This is a genomic window from Streptomyces sp. NPDC051684 (assembly GCF_044453445.1).
GTDB lineage: Bacteria > Actinomycetota > Actinomycetes > Streptomycetales > Streptomycetaceae > Streptomyces.
Window position 1 is genome coordinate 136204 of sequence record NZ_JBITCS010000017.1, and the last position, 14968, is coordinate 151171.

16 protein-coding genes and 2 pseudogenes are annotated in these 14968 nt (G+C 71.6%); 17 read left to right on the top strand and 1 reads right to left on the bottom strand.

The features are described from left to right. The first annotated feature begins 37 nt into the window (after window positions 1-37). The 3 genes and pseudogenes from ACIA8D_RS21760 to ACIA8D_RS21770 all read left to right on the top strand — a co-directional run bounded on the left by ACIA8D_RS21760 (window position 38) and on the right by ACIA8D_RS21770 (window position 2268). Window positions 38-235, top strand: a complete 198-nt coding sequence (locus ACIA8D_RS21760; RefSeq protein ID WP_399234499.1) for a Chromate resistance protein ChrB — start codon at window positions 38-40, stop codon at window positions 233-235. A 29-nt stretch (window positions 236-264) separates the two neighbouring features. Next, window positions 265-1428, top strand: a pseudogene (locus tag ACIA8D_RS21765) (MFS transporter). Window positions 1429-1662: 234 nt separating this feature from the next. After that, complete coding sequence (locus ACIA8D_RS21770; protein WP_399234501.1) at window positions 1663-2268, top strand: dihydrofolate reductase family protein; 606 nt, start codon at window positions 1663-1665, stop codon at window positions 2266-2268. Window positions 2269-2295: 27 nt separating this feature from the next. Here the strand turns inward: ACIA8D_RS21770 and ACIA8D_RS21775 are convergent, their stop codons facing one another. After that, window positions 2296-2487, bottom strand: a complete 192-nt coding sequence (locus tag ACIA8D_RS21775) for a hypothetical protein (RefSeq protein ID WP_399234503.1) — start codon at window positions 2485-2487, stop codon at window positions 2296-2298. A gap of 223 nt (window positions 2488-2710) precedes the next feature. On the opposite strand from ACIA8D_RS21775, the gene ACIA8D_RS21780 reads away from it, so the two are divergent. From ACIA8D_RS21780 to ACIA8D_RS21845, 14 genes and pseudogenes are all read left to right on the top strand, one after another. Beyond that, entirely contained in the window at window positions 2711-3007 is a 297-nt protein-coding gene (locus tag ACIA8D_RS21780; protein ID WP_399234505.1) for a hypothetical protein, read from the top strand. Between the two features lie 119 nt (window positions 3008-3126). Continuing rightward, a complete protein-coding gene (locus ACIA8D_RS21785; protein WP_399234506.1) occupies window positions 3127-3408 on the top strand; it encodes a hypothetical protein in 282 nt (93 codons plus the stop codon). A gap of 94 nt (window positions 3409-3502) precedes the next feature. Beyond that, window positions 3503-3985 carry a hypothetical protein gene (locus ACIA8D_RS21790; RefSeq protein ID WP_399234507.1) on the top strand — a complete coding sequence of 161 codons (483 nt, stop codon included), beginning with the start codon at window positions 3503-3505 and terminating at the stop codon, window positions 3983-3985. Between the two features lie 73 nt (window positions 3986-4058). Beyond that, entirely contained in the window at window positions 4059-4556 is a 498-nt protein-coding gene (locus tag ACIA8D_RS21795) for a glutathione peroxidase (RefSeq protein WP_399234509.1), read from the top strand. 48 nt (window positions 4557-4604) lie between these two features. Then, entirely contained in the window at window positions 4605-6158 is a 1554-nt protein-coding gene (locus ACIA8D_RS21800) for an ATP-dependent DNA ligase (RefSeq protein WP_399234511.1), read from the top strand. Window positions 6159-6317: 159 nt separating this feature from the next. Continuing rightward, window positions 6318-6803 (top strand): cation:proton antiporter regulatory subunit, encoded by a 486-nt coding sequence (locus tag ACIA8D_RS21805; RefSeq protein ID WP_399234513.1) that lies wholly within the window; start codon window positions 6318-6320, stop codon window positions 6801-6803. Window positions 6804-6807: 4 nt separating this feature from the next. Beyond that, the gene (locus tag ACIA8D_RS21810; RefSeq protein ID WP_399234515.1) at window positions 6808-8121 is read left to right on the top strand and encodes a cation:proton antiporter; all 1314 of its coding nucleotides are present in this window, start codon (window positions 6808-6810) and stop codon (window positions 8119-8121) included. A 166-nt stretch (window positions 8122-8287) separates the two neighbouring features. Further along, window positions 8288-9820, top strand: a complete 1533-nt coding sequence (locus tag ACIA8D_RS21815) for an MFS transporter (RefSeq protein WP_399234517.1) — start codon at window positions 8288-8290, stop codon at window positions 9818-9820. Window positions 9821-9949: 129 nt separating this feature from the next. After that, complete coding sequence (locus ACIA8D_RS21820) at window positions 9950-10477, top strand: GAF domain-containing protein (RefSeq protein ID WP_399234519.1); 528 nt, start codon at window positions 9950-9952, stop codon at window positions 10475-10477. A gap of 446 nt (window positions 10478-10923) precedes the next feature. Then, window positions 10924-11571, top strand: a pseudogene (locus ACIA8D_RS21825) (ABC transporter ATP-binding protein); the annotation flags it as partial. A 74-nt stretch (window positions 11572-11645) separates the two neighbouring features. Next, the gene (locus ACIA8D_RS21830) at window positions 11646-12443 is read left to right on the top strand and encodes an ABC transporter permease (protein ID WP_399234521.1); all 798 of its coding nucleotides are present in this window, start codon (window positions 11646-11648) and stop codon (window positions 12441-12443) included. Continuing rightward, window positions 12436-13737: a sensor histidine kinase gene (locus tag ACIA8D_RS21835; protein WP_399234523.1), complete on the top strand. Its 1302-nt coding sequence runs from the start codon at window positions 12436-12438 to the stop codon at window positions 13735-13737. Before ACIA8D_RS21830 ends, ACIA8D_RS21835 begins: the two co-directional genes overlap by 8 nt. An 81-nt stretch (window positions 13738-13818) precedes the next feature. Beyond that, window positions 13819-14478 carry a response regulator gene (locus ACIA8D_RS21840; RefSeq protein WP_399234525.1) on the top strand — a complete coding sequence of 220 codons (660 nt, stop codon included), beginning with the start codon at window positions 13819-13821 and terminating at the stop codon, window positions 14476-14478. Then, complete coding sequence (locus ACIA8D_RS21845) at window positions 14471-14953, top strand: NUDIX domain-containing protein (protein WP_399234527.1); 483 nt, start codon at window positions 14471-14473, stop codon at window positions 14951-14953. The genes ACIA8D_RS21840 and ACIA8D_RS21845 overlap by 8 nt, the downstream gene beginning before the upstream one ends. Window positions 14954-14968 lie beyond the last annotated feature (15 nt).

Sequence of the window (14968 nt, forward strand, 5' to 3'; positions counted from 1 at the left end):
AAAGAACGCCAAGGAGATCCGGCAGGCCAAGTTCACGATGGCGGAGCTGGAGGAGGAAGAGCAGTCCCTGGAACGGCTGCGGCGCTGGCACCGCGATCTGCCCGCCCGCGACGTCTTCGGCACCCCGGAGGCCGCCCGCGCCGCCGAGCGGCTCGCCACCTGCACCACCGTCTACGAGGACTACGCCGAGCAGGTCATCGCCGCCCTGCACCACAACCGGCAGGAGGAGGCATGACCACCGGCCCCGCGCGGCCGCATCACCGCATGTGGCCGCTGTACGCCGCCGGGTTCACCACGGCGTTCTGCGCGCACGGCATCGCCGCCACCCTCGGCGGCCACTCCAAGGACGTCGTCACCTCCCTGCTCGTCCTCGGCGGCCTCCTCGCCCTGTACGACGGCGCCGAGGTGATCCTCAAGCCGGTCTTCGGCAGCCTCGCCGACCGGATGGGCGCCCGTCCCGTCCTCCTCGGCGGCCTGATCGCCTTCGCCTCCGCCCTGTACGCCGTCGCGGACAGCCCGGGCCGGCTGTGGGCGGCCCGCCTCGGACAGGGCGTCGCCGCATCCGCGTTCTCCCCTTCGGCGTCGGCGCTGGTCGCGCGCCTGAACCCGGCCGCCAAGCACGGCCGTGCGTTCGGCAGTTACGGCTTCTACAAGTCCATCGGCTACACCCTCGGCCCGCTCCTGGGCGGCGTCCTCGTGTGGGCCGGCGGCCTACGGCTCCTCTTCACCGTCCTCGCGGTCCTCGCAGCCGCCGTCGCGGTCTGGGCGGTCCTCGCCGTCCCGCCCGTGGCGCCCCTGCCCAAGACCAGGCAGACCGTCCTCGACCTCGCCCGCCGCCTGGCCCACCCTTCCTTCTGGCAACCCACCGCGGCCCACGCCGGCGCCACCGCCGCGCTGTCCGTCGGCGTCGGCTTCCTGCTGGTCTCCGTCGCCGGTCTGGGCACGGTCGCCACCGGCGCCTGCGTCTCCGTGCTCGCCGCCTGCGCCGCCTTCGTGCAGCCCAAGGCCGACCGCGCCCTGGACGAAGGCCGCCTCACCGCCCGCAAGGGCCTGGCGACCGGCCTCGCCATCACCGCTGCCGGGCTGGCCTGCGCGATGCTCCCCGCACTGTTCGGGCTGCTGTCCGCGGCCGTCCTGATCGGGGTCGGCACCGGCCTGATCACTCCGCTCGGCTTCGCCGCGCTCGCCGCGTCGACCCCCCGCCGAACGGCTCGGCCAGACCATGGGATCGGCCGAGCTCGGCCGCGAACTCGGCGACGCGGGCGGCCCGCTCCTCGTCGCGGCGTCGCCACCATGACCACCCTGACCTACGGATACGCCGCCGTCGCCCTCCTCCTGGCCCTGGGACCGGCCGTCCAGCTCGTCAGAGGCGGACGACCGGCACCGGCGGACGGATTCGATGGCGCTCCGGGCCGCCCTGGTGGCTGAGTGCGATCCGCTGGCGGAGGACCTGATCTTCGCCCTCGTTCACGCCTTGGAGTTCCAGTTTCGTGGCGGAAGCGCCCTGGACGGGCCAGTCGTGTGAATTGGGGCCATGCTCATACAGGTCGGTGAGGGCGACGTCCGCGACATCAGTCGGATTCTCGTCGCGGCACAGCGCGGCCGATGAGTTTGTGGCTCTCGGACGGTCCGAACTCATGACACCCAGGAAGGGACATCGCCATGTCGGAGCTTCTCGTAGACTTCATCACTTCCCTCGACGGTTACGCGTCCGGGGAGGGCTGGCCCGGGTTCTGGGGCCTCGAGGGCCCGGAGTACCTCGCATGGCTCGGCGAGCAGCCCAAGGCCACCTATCTGATGGGAGCGAACACCTACCGCCTGATGTCGGGCTTCGCCGCGGGCGATGTCCCGAGCGGCCAGGACGAGTTCAGGCCCGAGGAAGAGGCATCCGTCGACGAGCTCACGCAGGCGCCCAAGGTGGTGTTCTCCTCCTCGCTCAAAGATCCGCTGGAGTGGGCCAACTCCACGCTCGTCCGCGACGACGCCGTCGAGACGGTCCGTGCCATGAAGGCGAACGGCACGGGACTCCTCACCACGATCGGCAGCCTCAGCCTGTGCCGGTCCCTGCTGCGAGCCGGACTCGTGGACCGCTTCCGCGTCGGAATGTTCCCGGTGATCACCGGGGCCACGGGGGACGAACGCATCTACGACGGCTATCCGGACGTGGCCCTTGAGATGATCGACCGCCGCACCTTCGACAGCGGCATCCAGCTGGTCGAGTACAAGCCCCGCGTGCTCGAACACCCGCCGCTCGGCGCCCCTGCGTGACGTTCCGTGGGCCTCGCGCCGCGCCCCTCAGAGCATGCCGGTGAGAGGCCAGGGGTTCTGCGCGTTGCGTCGGACCGCCGCGCGGATGTGGACCATGGCCAGGATCGCACTCATGTGGGTCTTGCCCACGGTGTGCCGGACGTGGTCCTTGCAGAACCACAGAGCGTTCTCGGGCTGCCCCGCGTGATCGAGCGGCGGCGCGATCGCACGGAAGTACACGAGCGTGAAGGTCTCGTAGTCGTGGTCCCGGGAAGACGCACGGCAGACCTCGCAGCACGGGGGGCATCACGGTCGGTCAACTCCAGTCCACCGAACGACCCCTGTCCGCGATCCTACGCCCGCGGTGAACCCCGACGGGCGTACCGCGGGCGGGCGTCGACGGCCCCTCAGCTCACCCCCACGCGCGCGTGACCAATGCGTTGGCCCCCGCGTTGTCTCGATCATGAACCTGCGTCGCATCACCACCGCGCTCGGCACCACGGCAGCCGCGGCCCTTGTCGCCCTGTCCGTTCCCACGTCCGCCTTCGCCGCCGAAGGCATCCTCGAGATCAACGGCGTGGCACACGAGAACCCGAGCGGCTGCTACCCGGTGGACCGCTTCCCGACCTCGGTCACCAACAACACCGATGCGATCGCGGAGGTCCACTCGGGCACCGGCTGCAACGGCCAGGTCGAATGGCTGGTCTACCCCGGCGAGACGTACCAGACCGAGACCGCGCAGAGCGTTTTCGTCCTCTGAACCGGAGCCACTGTCGCGGGTCGCGCACCCCACGGTTCGACGCTCCCCACAACGCCTCCCCCAGCTCGCGCGGTAACAGCCCGCCCCCCGTACCTCCACCGAAGGAAAACCCCACCCCCATGCGTACGCGATCCGTCTTCGCCACCGCCGCCCTTGCTGCCACCGCCGTCCTGGGCGGCGCCACCGCCGCATCCGCCGATGCGGCCGCGATCGGCCTCGGTACGGCCGCCCCCGGCGATCTCGCGGGCGACGCCGTCAGCAACACGGCGGACGAAGCCGTCCACAAGGCCGTCCCGGTGGCGGTCGACTCACTCGCCGCCTCCGGACTCGCAGAGCACACCGGCGGCGCCGGAGACGCAGCGACCGGACTGGCCGGCGGCCTCAACGGAACGAACGAGTAGCCGAACCAGGGACGCTTCCGGTCAGCCCCTGATCAGCCCGCGCCGGCGCGTGAGTACGATCACGCCACGTCGATCAAGGGGTGGGACACATGACATGGCGTACGCGAAGACACGCGCTTGGGCGCTGCGCGGCGGGTCTGGCGGCGGGGGGACTGCTGCTCACGGGGTGTGGATCAAGCGACTCTCCCCCGGAGAGCAAGCCGACGGGAAAGCCCGTGACCACTTTGAAGGCTCGTCAGATGAAGGCCGCCCTGCCCGTTTCCGTGTGTACTCCTGCCGCACCGAGAAGGACGCGGAACGTCTGTACAAGAGGCTGCCTTCGTACGACCGGCGCACCGCCGGCGCGAGCTTGGGCGATGAGAGCGTGGCATCCGGCCAAGTACTCGATGGCACGCGCCCAACCACCGTCTTCCACGACAAGGTCCGGGTCGGAAGCACCGTGCTGTGGACCTTCGCGATGGGCTCGGCAAAGGCCGTCACGAACGAACGCGCCGAACAGGCAGCCACGCAGCAGACCGACCGTGTGGAACAAGCACGCAAGGGACTGAAGCCCACGGCGACCGCCGACGTCCCGTGATCCTCCACGGGCGCGGCTCGGAACCGAGGGGCAGGTCGTGGTGGCGGTGCAACGGCGGCGTACGCTCCGGCTCATGACCGTTTACGACGCAGTAGAGATCGACCGTCTTCAGGGCGGGGCCGCCGACCTGAACCAGTACCGCGGCAACGCCGTCCTGATCGTCAACGTGGCCTCGAAGTGTGGGCTCACGCCGCAGTACAGCGCCCTGGAAGAGCTTCAGAAGCAGTACGCGGACCGCGGGTTCACCGTGCTCGGTGTGCCTTGCAACCAGTTCATGGGGCAGGAGCCCGGGACCGCCGACGAGATCTCGGAGTTCTGCTCGGCGACGTACGGGGTGACGTTCCCGATGACGGAGAAGGTCGACGTCAACGGTGAGGCGCGGCACGCGCTGTACGCGAACCTCGTCGACACGGCCGACGCCGAGGGGCACACCGGCGACATCCGCTGGAACTTCGAGAAGTTCCTCGTCGGTCGTTCCGGTGACGTCGTCGCTCGGTTCTCGCCCCAGACCACGCCCGACGCCCCGGAGGTCGTGGCGGCCATCGAGCGGGAGCTCTCCGCGCAGGGCTGAAGGCCGCGTCCCGCTGCGCCACCACTCCCCCCGTAGCACCATGGCTACATGCTGTTCGCCCGGCTCGCTCAGGTGTCCCAGGACGTCGCCGCCGCCTCCGCGCGGTCGCGGAAGATCGCGCTGCTCGCCGAACTGTTCCGGGACGCCGAGCCGGACGACGTGCCGATCGTCATCCCGTATCTCGCGGGGCGGCTGCCCCAGGGGCGGCTCGGAGTCGGCTGGCGGGTGCTGAGCGAGCGGGTCGAGGCGGCGCCGGAGCCCCGGCTGACCGTGCAGGACGTCGACGCGCTGATGACCGAGCTCGGGGACGTGTCCGGCGCCGGATCGCAGGCCGAGCGGAAGCGGCTCGTCGGGGAGCTCATGGGCGCCGCCACCGAGGACGAGCAGCGGTTTCTGTTCGGGCTCGTGACCGGTGAGGTACGGCAGGGGGCCCTCGACGCCGTCGCCACCGAGGGGCTCGCGCAGGCGACGGGCGCCGTGCCCGCCGACGTGCGGCGCGCCGTGATGCTGGCGGGTGGGCTGCAGGATGTCGCGCAGGCGCTGCTCGCCCGCGGCCCCGGGGCGCTCGAGGACTTCCGGCTCACCGTCGGTCGGCCCGTGCTGCCGATGCTCGCCCACAGCGCCGCCGGCGTCGGCGAGGCCATCGACAAGCTGGGCGCCTGCGCCGTGGAGGAGAAGCTCGACGGCATTCGCGTACAGGTTCACCGGGACGGCGATGTCGTGCGCGTGTTCACCCGGACGCTCGACGACATCACTGGCCGGCTTCCCGAAGTGACCGAAGCCGTACGGGAGTTCCCCGGCGAGCGGTTCATCCTCGACGGGGAGGTCATCGCGCTCGGCGAGGACGGGCGGCCGCGGGCGTTCCAGGACGTCGCGGGGCGGGTCGGGTCACGGGTCGACGTCGCGCGGGCGGCGCAGGCCCTGCCGGTCTCCCCCGTGTTCTTCGATGTGCTGTACGCCGACGGGCGGGATCTGCTGGACCTGCAGTTCGCCAGGCGCCACGATCAGCTGGCCACGCTCGTGCCGGAGGCCATGCGGGTCCGGCGGCTCGTGGTCGACGACGAGAGCGCGGACGGTGCCGGACAGCGAGAAGCCGCCGAGGCGTTCTTCGCCGACACCCTCGCGCGCGGCCATGAAGGGGTCGTGGTCAAGGGGCTCGAGGCCCCGTACAGCGCGGGCCGCCGGGGCGCGTCCTGGTTGAAGGTCAAGCCGGTGCACACGCTGGACCTGGTCGTGCTCGCCGCCGAGTGGGGGCACGGGCGGCGCACCGGGAAGCTGTCCAACCTGCACCTGGGGGCGCGCACCGCCGACGGTGCGTACGCGATGCTCGGCAAGACGTTCAAGGGGCTCACGGACGCGCTGCTGACCTGGCAGACGGAGCGGCTGCTCGAGCTCGCCGTCGGTGACGACGGTCATGTCGTGACCGTGCGGCCCGAGTTGGTCGTGGAGATCGCCTACGACGGGTTGCAGCGCTCGACGCGCTACCCGGCGGGCGTGACGCTCCGCTTCGCGCGCGTGGTGCGGTATCGGGAGGACAAGGCGGCCGGTGCGGCGGACACGGTGGAGGCGGTGCTAGCCGCTCACCCGTCGCTCGACGCGTGACACACCGCCGAGCGGTTTGACCGTCTATGCCCCTTTCGCCAACTGACCGTTTCTTTACCAAAGCTTGGCGCGTATTAGGGTGACGGACATCCACCTAAAGTTGCATCTGCCACCTATTGGTCGCCGGGACAGCGGCCACGCACGGACAAGGGGAGAGACGTGCCCGCTTCACGCCTGAGCAGGACACCATTGCCGGGGATCGGCTACCGCTATGACCTCACGACCCGCGAACAGCGCCAACTGTCGGTCGTCGCCCATCGGGACGGGGGCCGCACCCTCAGCGCGTACCGGGCGGACGACCCGGACGCCTGCGACCTGTCGCTGAAGCTGACGTCGGGGGAAGCGACGTATCTCATCGACGCGTTGATGCCCTCGCACCACAGCCCCAACCTGCTGCACACCACCGACCTGGGGCTCGTCGCCGAGCGCATCGAGATCCCCGGCGCCTCGGTCTGGAACGGGCGGCTGCTCGGGGAGACGAAGATGCGGACCGATACCGGCGCGTCGATCGTGGCCGTGCTGCGCCGCGCCGACGCGATTCCGTCGCCGACGCCGGACTTCCGGCTCGCGGGCGGCGACACGGTCATCGTCATCGGTACGCGGGAGGGCGTCGACGCGGCGGCCACGATTCTGGGTCGGGAGTGACCGTATGCACAGTGCTGTCTTTCTGATCGAATTCGGTGCCATCACTCTCGCGCTCGGGCTGCTCGGACGGCTCGCGGGCCGGCTGCGGTTCTCACCGATCCCGCTGTATCTCCTGGCAGGACTCGCGTTCGGCGAGGGCGGTCTGCTGCCGCTCGGCGCCAGCGAGGAGTTCGTCGCCATCGGCTCCGAAATAGGCGTGATCCTGCTGCTGTTGATGCTCGGTCTCGAGTACACGGCCAGCGATCTCGTCACCAACCTGAAGACGCAGTACCCGGCGGGGCTCGTCGACATGACGTTCAACGCGCTGCCCGGTGCCATCGCCGCCCTGCTCATGGGCTGGGGTCCGGTGGCGGCCGTGGTGCTCGCGGGTGTCACCTGGATCTCGTCCTCGGGCGTGATCGCCAAGGTGCTCGGGGACCTGGGCCGGCTCGGCAACCGCGAGACGCCCGTGATCCTCAGCATCCTGGTGCTCGAGGACCTGGCGATGGCCGTGTACCTGCCCATCATCACGGCGCTGCTCGCCGGTGTCGGCTGGGCGGCGGGCGGGCTCACGCTCGCCATCGCGCTCGGCGCGGCGGGTCTGGTGCTGTTCATCGCGGTGCGCTTCGGGCGGCACATCTCGAAGTTCGTGTCGAGTGACGACCCCGAGAAGCTGCTCCTCGTGGTGCTCGGCCTGACCATTCTGGTCGCGGGCCTCGCGCAGCAGCTCCAGGTGTCCGCGGCCGTGGGCGCGTTCCTCGTGGGCATCGCGCTGTCCGGTGAGGTCGCCGAGAACACGCATACGCTGCTGTCCCCGCTGCGCGACCTGTTCGCGGCCGTCTTCTTCGTCTTCTTCGGCCTGCACACCGACCCGGCGAGCATCCCTCCGGTACTGCTGCCCGCGCTGCTGCTCGCCGTGGTGACGGCCTGCACGAAGATCGCGACGGGGTACTGGGCGGCGCGCCGCGCGGGGATCTCCGTCAAGGGACGCTGGCGTGCCGGCGGCGCGCTGGTCGCGCGCGGCGAGTTTTCCATCGTGATCGCGGGCCTCGCCGTCACCTCCGGCATCGAGCCGCGACTCGGCCCGTTGGCCACCGCGTACGTCCTGATCCTGGTGATCGTGGGCCCGCTGACCGCGCGATTCGTCCAGCCGCTCGCGCAGCGGCTGTTCCGCCAGGGCACGCCGGCGCCTGTCGCCGCGGGCGCGGTTCCCGAGCCGCGTGCGGCCGAGCAGTCCGCGCAGAAGGCGACGCAGGAAGTCACGCAGCAAGTGACACCGGACGAGAAGCCGGACGCGGTGGACGAGAAGTCGGACGCGGTGGACGAGCACAGCCGCTGACGAGCCACGCTGACAGCCGGCACACGACGCCGGCCCTCGGCACCCGACGGGGCCGTTCTCCAGGCCTGGAGAACGGCCCCGTTTCCTCTCCAGTCGCCCGTCATGACCAGGGCGCTTAGCGTGGTGGGCGAAGTCGATCGGGGGGTCCGGTGGTTTGGAGGCCACGATGGATCGCTCATCCGACACGTCCCCAGCAGGCGCCGAACCCGGTATACAGAGCGTCCCTCCCGACGACGGATCCACGCCGTACGCGGGCGGGGGCAAGCATGAGCACCGATGGTTGATCCTCGCCGTGATCGGCCTGGCACAGCTGATGGTCGTCCTCGACGCCACCATCGTGAACATCGCGCTGCCGTCGGCCCAGAAGGACCTCGGGTTCTCCGACGGCAACCGGCAGTGGATCGTGACCGCGTACTCGCTCGCGTTCGGCAGTCTGCTGCTGCTCGGCGGGCGGATCGCCGACCTGGTCGGCCGCAAGGCCGTCTTCCTTACGGGCCTGGTCGGATTCGCCGTGGCCTCGGCGCTCGGTGGCGCCGCGAGCAGCTTCGAGATGCTCGTCGCGGCGCGCGCCCTGCAAGGCGCGTTCGGCGCGCTGCTCGCGCCGGCCGCGCTCTCCCTGCTGACGACGACGTTCACCGACCCCAAGGAGCGGGCCAAGGCCTTCGGCATCTACGGCGCCATCGCCGGTGCGGGCGGCGCGGTCGGCCTGCTGCTGGGCGGTGTGCTGACCGAGTACCTGGACTGGCGCTGGTGCCTGTTCGTGAACCTGGCTTTCGCCGCCTTCGCGTTCCTGGGCGGCCTGCGCCTGCTGCACGGCGGACGGCCCGTGGACCGGCCGAAGCTGGACGTGCCCGGCACGATCCTGGTGTCGGCGGGCCTGTTCTGCATCGTGTACGGGTTCTCGAACGCGGAAACGCATGACTGGGGCGACTTCCTGACGTGGGGCTTCCTGGTGATCGGCGTGCTCCTGCTGGCCGCGTTCGCCCGGTTCGAGATGCGGGCGGCGCATCCGCTGCTGCCGCTGCGCGTGCCCCTGGACCGGGACCGCGGCGCGTCGTACCTGGCGATGTTCATCGCCGGTGCCGGCATGTTCGGCGTGTTCCTGTTCCTGACGTACTACCTGCAGCAGATCCTGGAGTTCTCGCCGGTGCAGACCGGTGTGGCCTTCCTGCCGATGGTCGCCTGCATGATCTTCTCCTCGATGATCACGCAGAACGCCCTCGCGCCGAAGTACGGGCCGAAGCCGATCGTTCCGCTGGGCATGGCCCTGGCGGTGGTGGCGATGATCTGGCTGACCTTCCTCGACATCGACAGCACGTACGCCGGCCATGTGCTGCTGCCGACGATGGTGATGGGCCTCGGCATGGGCATGATCTTCGCGACGGCCATGAACCTCGCCACCTCCGGTGTCGCGACGCACGACGCGGGGGTCGCCTCCGCGATGGTCAACACCAGCCAGCAGGTGGGCGGCTCGATCGGCACGGCGCTGCTCAACACGCTGGCCACGACCGCCGCGACCAGCTACCTCGTCGGCAAGCGGCCCACGCCGCTGGTGCGCGCGCAGGCCGCGATCGAGAGCTATTCGACCGCCTACTGGTGGTCGGCGGCGTTCTTCGGCATCGGCTTCGTCGTCACGCTGCTCCTGTACCGGCCGGGGACACCGAAGGTGATGTCCGGCGAGGGCTCCGTGCACATGTGAGCGCCCCGCTTCGGTTCGCGCGGCCCAGTCACCGGGCATACCCCCTGAGCACAGTCCGCCTCGCAGGCAGGTGGCGGGGCGGGTGGCTGCGCCGTGCGGGGCGGACGAGACAGGGGCGAGGGGGCCGTCATGCGTGGCGTGCCGTACGAGGCGTACCAGGTGGACAGCGAGCGTCTGGCGACGGCGTTCGTCGAAGTGGCCGACGCCGCCGTACGGGGTGGTTCTCATGCCCTCGGCGCGCTCGTCGGCAGCTGTGTGTCGCTGCTCGGTGTGGCGTCGGCGGTGGCGGTGCTGGAGCCGCCCGCGGCCCGGGTCGAGGTCGCGGCGTCCGATCCGCGCGGTCTGCGCCTGGAGCGGGCCGCGCTGATGTGGGGCGAGGGGCCCGGCCTGGACTGCCGCAGCTCCGCCCAGGCCATCAAGGGCGTGCCGCTCGCGCATCCGTACGCGCGCGCCAACTGGCCGTCGTACACGGCGATGGCGCGCAGCCTCGGGTTCGCGTGCGTGGTGGCGATGCCGCTGCGGGCCTCGGGCCGGGCGATGGGGTCGCTGAGCCTGCTGTCCGAACGGTCGGGCCCGCTGGGGCCGCTCCAGCTGCGCCTGGGGCAGCATCTCGCGGACGCGACGGCATTGGGGGTCGTGCCGCGGGGGCGGGGCTGAGCGGAGGCGGGCCTCGATGCGGGGCCGACATCGGCGGCAGCTCCGACTTCTGCTCCGGCCCCGGCTCCGGCTCCGGCTCCGGTCCCCGCTCCCGCTCCCGCTACGGTCCCGACTCCCGCTCCCGCTCCGGCTCCGGCTCCGCTTCCGGCTCCGGCTCCGGCTCCGGCTCCGGCTCCGGCTCCGGCATCAGCGTCCGCTCCGGCTTCGACTTCGGCCCCGGCCCCGGCTTCGACTTCGGCCCCGGCCCCGGCCCCGGCCCCGGCCCCGGCCCCGGCCCCGGCCCCGGCCTCGGCCTCGGCTTGGAACTCCTCCCCCGCGTCCGCGGCCTGGGGGTTTTCCCCCAGCAGGGTCGGAGGACAACCTCGTTCCGGCGGCTCGTCCCGGTTCCTAGCGTGGATGTCACACGAAGGACGCGACGGCAGAGCGCGCCGGCAGAGGGAGTCGTGATGATCGAGGCCAGGGGTCTCACCAAGCGGTACGGCGAGACGGTCGCCGTGGAGGACCTGAGCTTTCGGGTGCGCCCCGGAAGCGTCACGGGCTTCCTCGGGCCGAACGGGTCGGGGAAGTCCACGACCATGCGCACGATCATGGGCCTCGACCGGCCCGACGCCGGGCACGTGACGATCGACGGCCGGCCGTACGCGGAGCTGGACTGGCCGCTGCGCCGGGTCGGCGCGCTCCTTGAGGCCCGTACGTTCCATCCGGGGCGCAGCGCGCGCAGCCATCTCTCAGCGCTCGCCGCGGGCGGCGGCATCGACCCGGCGCGGGTGGACGCGGTCCTTGAGACCGTCGGTCTGGCATCGGTCGCGCACAAGCGGGCGGGATCGTTCTCGCTCGGCATGGCGCAGCGCCTGGGGATCGCGTCGGCGCTCCTGGGCGACCCGGCGGTGCTGCTGTTCGACGAGCCGGTGAACGGTCTGGACCCCGAAGGCGTCCGCTGGATACGGGAGTTGCTGCGCTCCCTGGCCGCCGAGGGACGTACGGTCCTGCTGTCGAGCCATCTGATCAGCGAGATGGCCCTGACGGCCGACCATCTGCTGGTGATCGGCCAGGGCCGGCTGCTGGCGGACACCTCGGTCACCGAACTCACGGCGGACGGAAGGTCGTTGGAGGAGTCGTTCTTCGCACTCACCGGCGACGCGGCCATGTTCCAGGCAGGAGGAGCCCGATGAGCACCATGACGTACTCCCCCGCCCTTGCGGGGCACTACGGCTTCCGGCAGGCCGCCCGGATGGAGTGGATCAAGCTGCGCAGCCTGCGGTCGACCATCTACGCACTGCTGCTCACCGTGGTCGGCATGATCGCCATGGGGGTCGTGACGATGGCCAACACCAAGGCGCCGCAGGGCGCTTCGAAGGTGGCGGCCTTCGACCCGACGAACAACGTCCTGGCGGGGGTCGCCCTGGGCCAGCTCATCATCGGCGTGCTGGGCGTCCTCGTGATATCCGGCGAGTACTCGTCGGGGACGATCCGCTCGACGCTGGCCGCGGTGCCCGACCGGCGGCTCGCGCTGGCGGCGAAGGCCGCGGTGTTCGGCGGGCTCGCGCTGGTCATCGGCGAGGTCGTCACGTTCGTGACGTTCCTCGCGGGAACCGCAGCCCTCTCCCCCGGTGTGCCCCGGCCCTCGCTCGGTGACCCCGCCGTGCTGCGCGCCGTGCTGATGTCGGGCGCGTATCTGGCGATGGTCGGCCTGATGGGCCTCGGGATCGGGGCGATCACCCGGCACACGGCGAGCGCGATAGGTGTCCTCGTCGGCATCACGTACGTGCTGCCCGCGCTCCTGGCCGGGACCACGGGGACGGCGATAGCGAAGTTCTTCCCGACGATGATCGCCGGCAACTCTCTGGCGGTGGCGGTGCCGGTCGACGGGATGCTGTCGCCGTGGGCCGGGTTCGGGGTGCTGTGCCTGTACACGGCGGCGTTCCTCGCCGTGGGCGACCGGCTGCTGGCGCGCCGCGATGCCTGACTTCCCCGTCGTCGGCCTGCCGACGCTCCGCGCGGCGCTGACGGCCTGTGTGACGCGGCGGTCGTGGGCGGAGGCGACGTACTGCCTCCTGTCCTACGTCCCCGCGCTCGCGGGTTTCCTCCTCGTCCTGGTCGCGCTGGCCCTGGGGTCCGCGCTGACGCTGACGGTGGTCGGGGCGGTGCTCGGCGCGGTGTTCCTGCTGGCCGGGCTCGGCCTGGCCCGTGGCCTCGGCGCGCTGCACCGGCGTCTTGCGGGCGCGCTGCTCAGCCGGCGCGTGGCGGCGCCGGGCCCGCCGTCGGCCGAGGGCGGGACGTTCGCGCGCGTGGAGGCGCGGCTGCGGGACGGGACGGCGTGGCGGGCGGTCGCGTACGTGCTGGTGAAGTTGCCGTTGGCGACGGTGGGCCTGTACGGGGTGATGTGGTGGGTGATCGGCGCGGTGAACATCGCGGCGCCGGTGCGGTGGCTGTTCACGCCCGAGGATCTGACGCTGGTGACGCCACTGCCGTGGGGCGGGCAGCCGCAGGTGCACTCGCTGGCCGGGGCGTTCGGTGTCGCGCTGCGGGGTGTGCTGATCCTGGTGGTCGCGCCGTGGCTGACGCGGGTCGCCGTCACGGCGGATCGCACGCTGATGCCGGCGCTGCTCGGGCCCGGTGAGCTCGCCGACCGGGTCCGCGATCTGGAGGAGAAGCGGGCGCTGGCGGTGGAGGAGGCCAATGAGCGGCTGCGCCGGATCGAGCGGGATCTGCACGACGGGGCGCAGGTCCGTCTGGTGGCGCTCGCGATGAGCCTGGACATGGTGCGCGAGCAGTTGGACGACCGGGACCGGCCCGAGCTGCACCGCATGGTGGAGACGGCGCGGGACAACGCGACGGAGGCGCTCACGGAGCTGCGCGACCTGTCGCGGGGGCTGCATCCGCCCGCGCTCGACGGTGGGCTCGGCGATGCCCTTGGCACGCTAGCGGCGCGCAGCGCGCTGCCGGTGGACGTCAGCGTGGATCTGCCGGAGCGGCCGGCGCCCGCGATGGAGAGCCTGGCCTACTTCTGCGTGGCGGAGCTGCTGGCCAACGCGATAAAACACAGCGGGGCGCGGCGCTGCGGGGTGGAAGTCGCCGCGGGGGACGGCACCTTGCGGCTGCGGGTGACGGACGACGGGAAGGGTGGCGCGCGCTTCGAGCCGGACGGTGGGCTCGCGGGGCTGGTGCAGCGGGCCCGGACGGTGGACGGGGCGCTCGAGGTGACGAGTCCGCAGGGCGGGCCGACCGTGGTGACGGTGTCGCTGCCGCTGCACACGTAGGTTCGGGCGGGTGCGGACCAGGGACGAGAGGGACGAGGGAGCGAGATGAACGCGGGGAGTCATCAGGAGACGGTGCCGGCCATGCGTGTCGTCATCGCCGAGGATGCCGCCGTGCTGCGGGAGTTGCTGGCCCAGATGCTGTCCATGCGGGGGCACGAGGTCGCGGCGGCGGTGAGCGACGCGGATGCGCTGCGGTCCGCCGTGGCGGAGCACCGGCCGGACGTGACGGTGGTCGACATCCGGATGCCGCCGACGCACACCGACGACGGGCTGCGGGCGGCGATCGACATCCGGCGCGAGCATCCGGGGACCGGTGTCCTGCTGTTCTCGCAGTACGTGGAGACGAAGTACGCGACGCGGCTGCTCGCCGAGGGCTCGGCGGGCGTCGGGTATCTGCTCAAGGAACGGGTGGCGAACGTAGCGGAGTTCACGGACGCGCTCGCCCGCGTGGCGGCGGGCGGCACCGCGCTGGACCCGGAGGTGGTGACCCAGCTCGCCGGGGCGGGCCGGGCGGCCGAGGAGCTGAGCTCGCTCACGGAGCGGGAGCGCGACGTGTGGGAGCTGATGGCGGAAGGCCGGTCGAACGCGGCGATCGCCGAGTCGCTGCACGTGTCGGCGGGCACGGTGGAGAAGCACGTCGCGGCGGTCTTCGGGAAGCTGGGGCTGCCGGCCTCGGAGGACCACAATCGCCGTGTGCTCGCGGTCATCCGGTTCCTGCACCGAGACTTGACGCATGGCTGACGGGACGCCGAGGCGAACCAAGCGCAGCGCGGGCCTGCTTCTCTTCCGGCGCGCGCCGGAAGAGGTCGAGGTGCTGCTCGGGCACATGGGCGGCCCGTTCTGGGCGCGCAGGGACGTGGGCGCGTGGGGCGTGCCGAAGGGCGAGTACGAGCCGAATGAGACACCGTGGGAGGCGGCGCGACGCGAGTTCCAGGAGGAGCTGGGGCTGCCCCCGCCCGAGGGGGCGGCGCTGCCGCTGGGCGAGACGGTGCAGTCCGGGGGCAAGCATGTGACGGTGTGGGCGGTGGAGGCGGACCTGGATCCCGCGGAGACGGTGCCGGGGACGTTCACGATGGAGTGGCCGCGCGGTTCCGGTCGCACGGCGGAGTTCCCCGAGCTGGACCGGGTGGCGTGGTTCGCCCTGGAGTCGGCCCGGACCAGGATCGTGAAGGCGCAGGCGGTGTTCCTGGACCGGCTCGCGGCTCAGGTGTCCTGAGCCGCGAGCCGGTAG

Coding starts and splice junctions, on each gene's coding strand:
- ACIA8D_RS21815 (WP_399234517.1), top strand. CDS start 8,288: ATGGATCGCTCATCCGACACGTCCCCAGCAGGCGCCGAACCCGGTATA.
- ACIA8D_RS21780 (WP_399234505.1), top strand. CDS start 2,711: ATGAACCTGCGTCGCATCACCACCGCGCTCGGCACCACGGCAGCCGCG.
- ACIA8D_RS21840 (WP_399234525.1), top strand. CDS start 13,819: ATGCGTGTCGTCATCGCCGAGGATGCCGCCGTGCTGCGGGAGTTGCTG.
- ACIA8D_RS21845 (WP_399234527.1), top strand. CDS start 14,471: ATGGCTGACGGGACGCCGAGGCGAACCAAGCGCAGCGCGGGCCTGCTT.
- ACIA8D_RS21830 (WP_399234521.1), top strand. CDS start 11,646: ATGAGCACCATGACGTACTCCCCCGCCCTTGCGGGGCACTACGGCTTC.
- ACIA8D_RS21770 (WP_399234501.1), top strand. CDS start 1,663: ATGTCGGAGCTTCTCGTAGACTTCATCACTTCCCTCGACGGTTACGCG.
- ACIA8D_RS21785 (WP_399234506.1), top strand. CDS start 3,127: ATGCGTACGCGATCCGTCTTCGCCACCGCCGCCCTTGCTGCCACCGCC.
- ACIA8D_RS21810 (WP_399234515.1), top strand. CDS start 6,808: ATGCACAGTGCTGTCTTTCTGATCGAATTCGGTGCCATCACTCTCGCG.
- ACIA8D_RS21790 (WP_399234507.1), top strand. CDS start 3,503: ATGGCGTACGCGAAGACACGCGCTTGGGCGCTGCGCGGCGGGTCTGGC.
- ACIA8D_RS21800 (WP_399234511.1), top strand. CDS start 4,605: ATGCTGTTCGCCCGGCTCGCTCAGGTGTCCCAGGACGTCGCCGCCGCC.
- ACIA8D_RS21820 (WP_399234519.1), top strand. CDS start 9,950: ATGCGTGGCGTGCCGTACGAGGCGTACCAGGTGGACAGCGAGCGTCTG.
- ACIA8D_RS21835 (WP_399234523.1), top strand. CDS start 12,436: ATGCCTGACTTCCCCGTCGTCGGCCTGCCGACGCTCCGCGCGGCGCTG.
- ACIA8D_RS21760 (WP_399234499.1), top strand. CDS start 38: ATGGCGGAGCTGGAGGAGGAAGAGCAGTCCCTGGAACGGCTGCGGCGC.
- ACIA8D_RS21795 (WP_399234509.1), top strand. CDS start 4,059: ATGACCGTTTACGACGCAGTAGAGATCGACCGTCTTCAGGGCGGGGCC.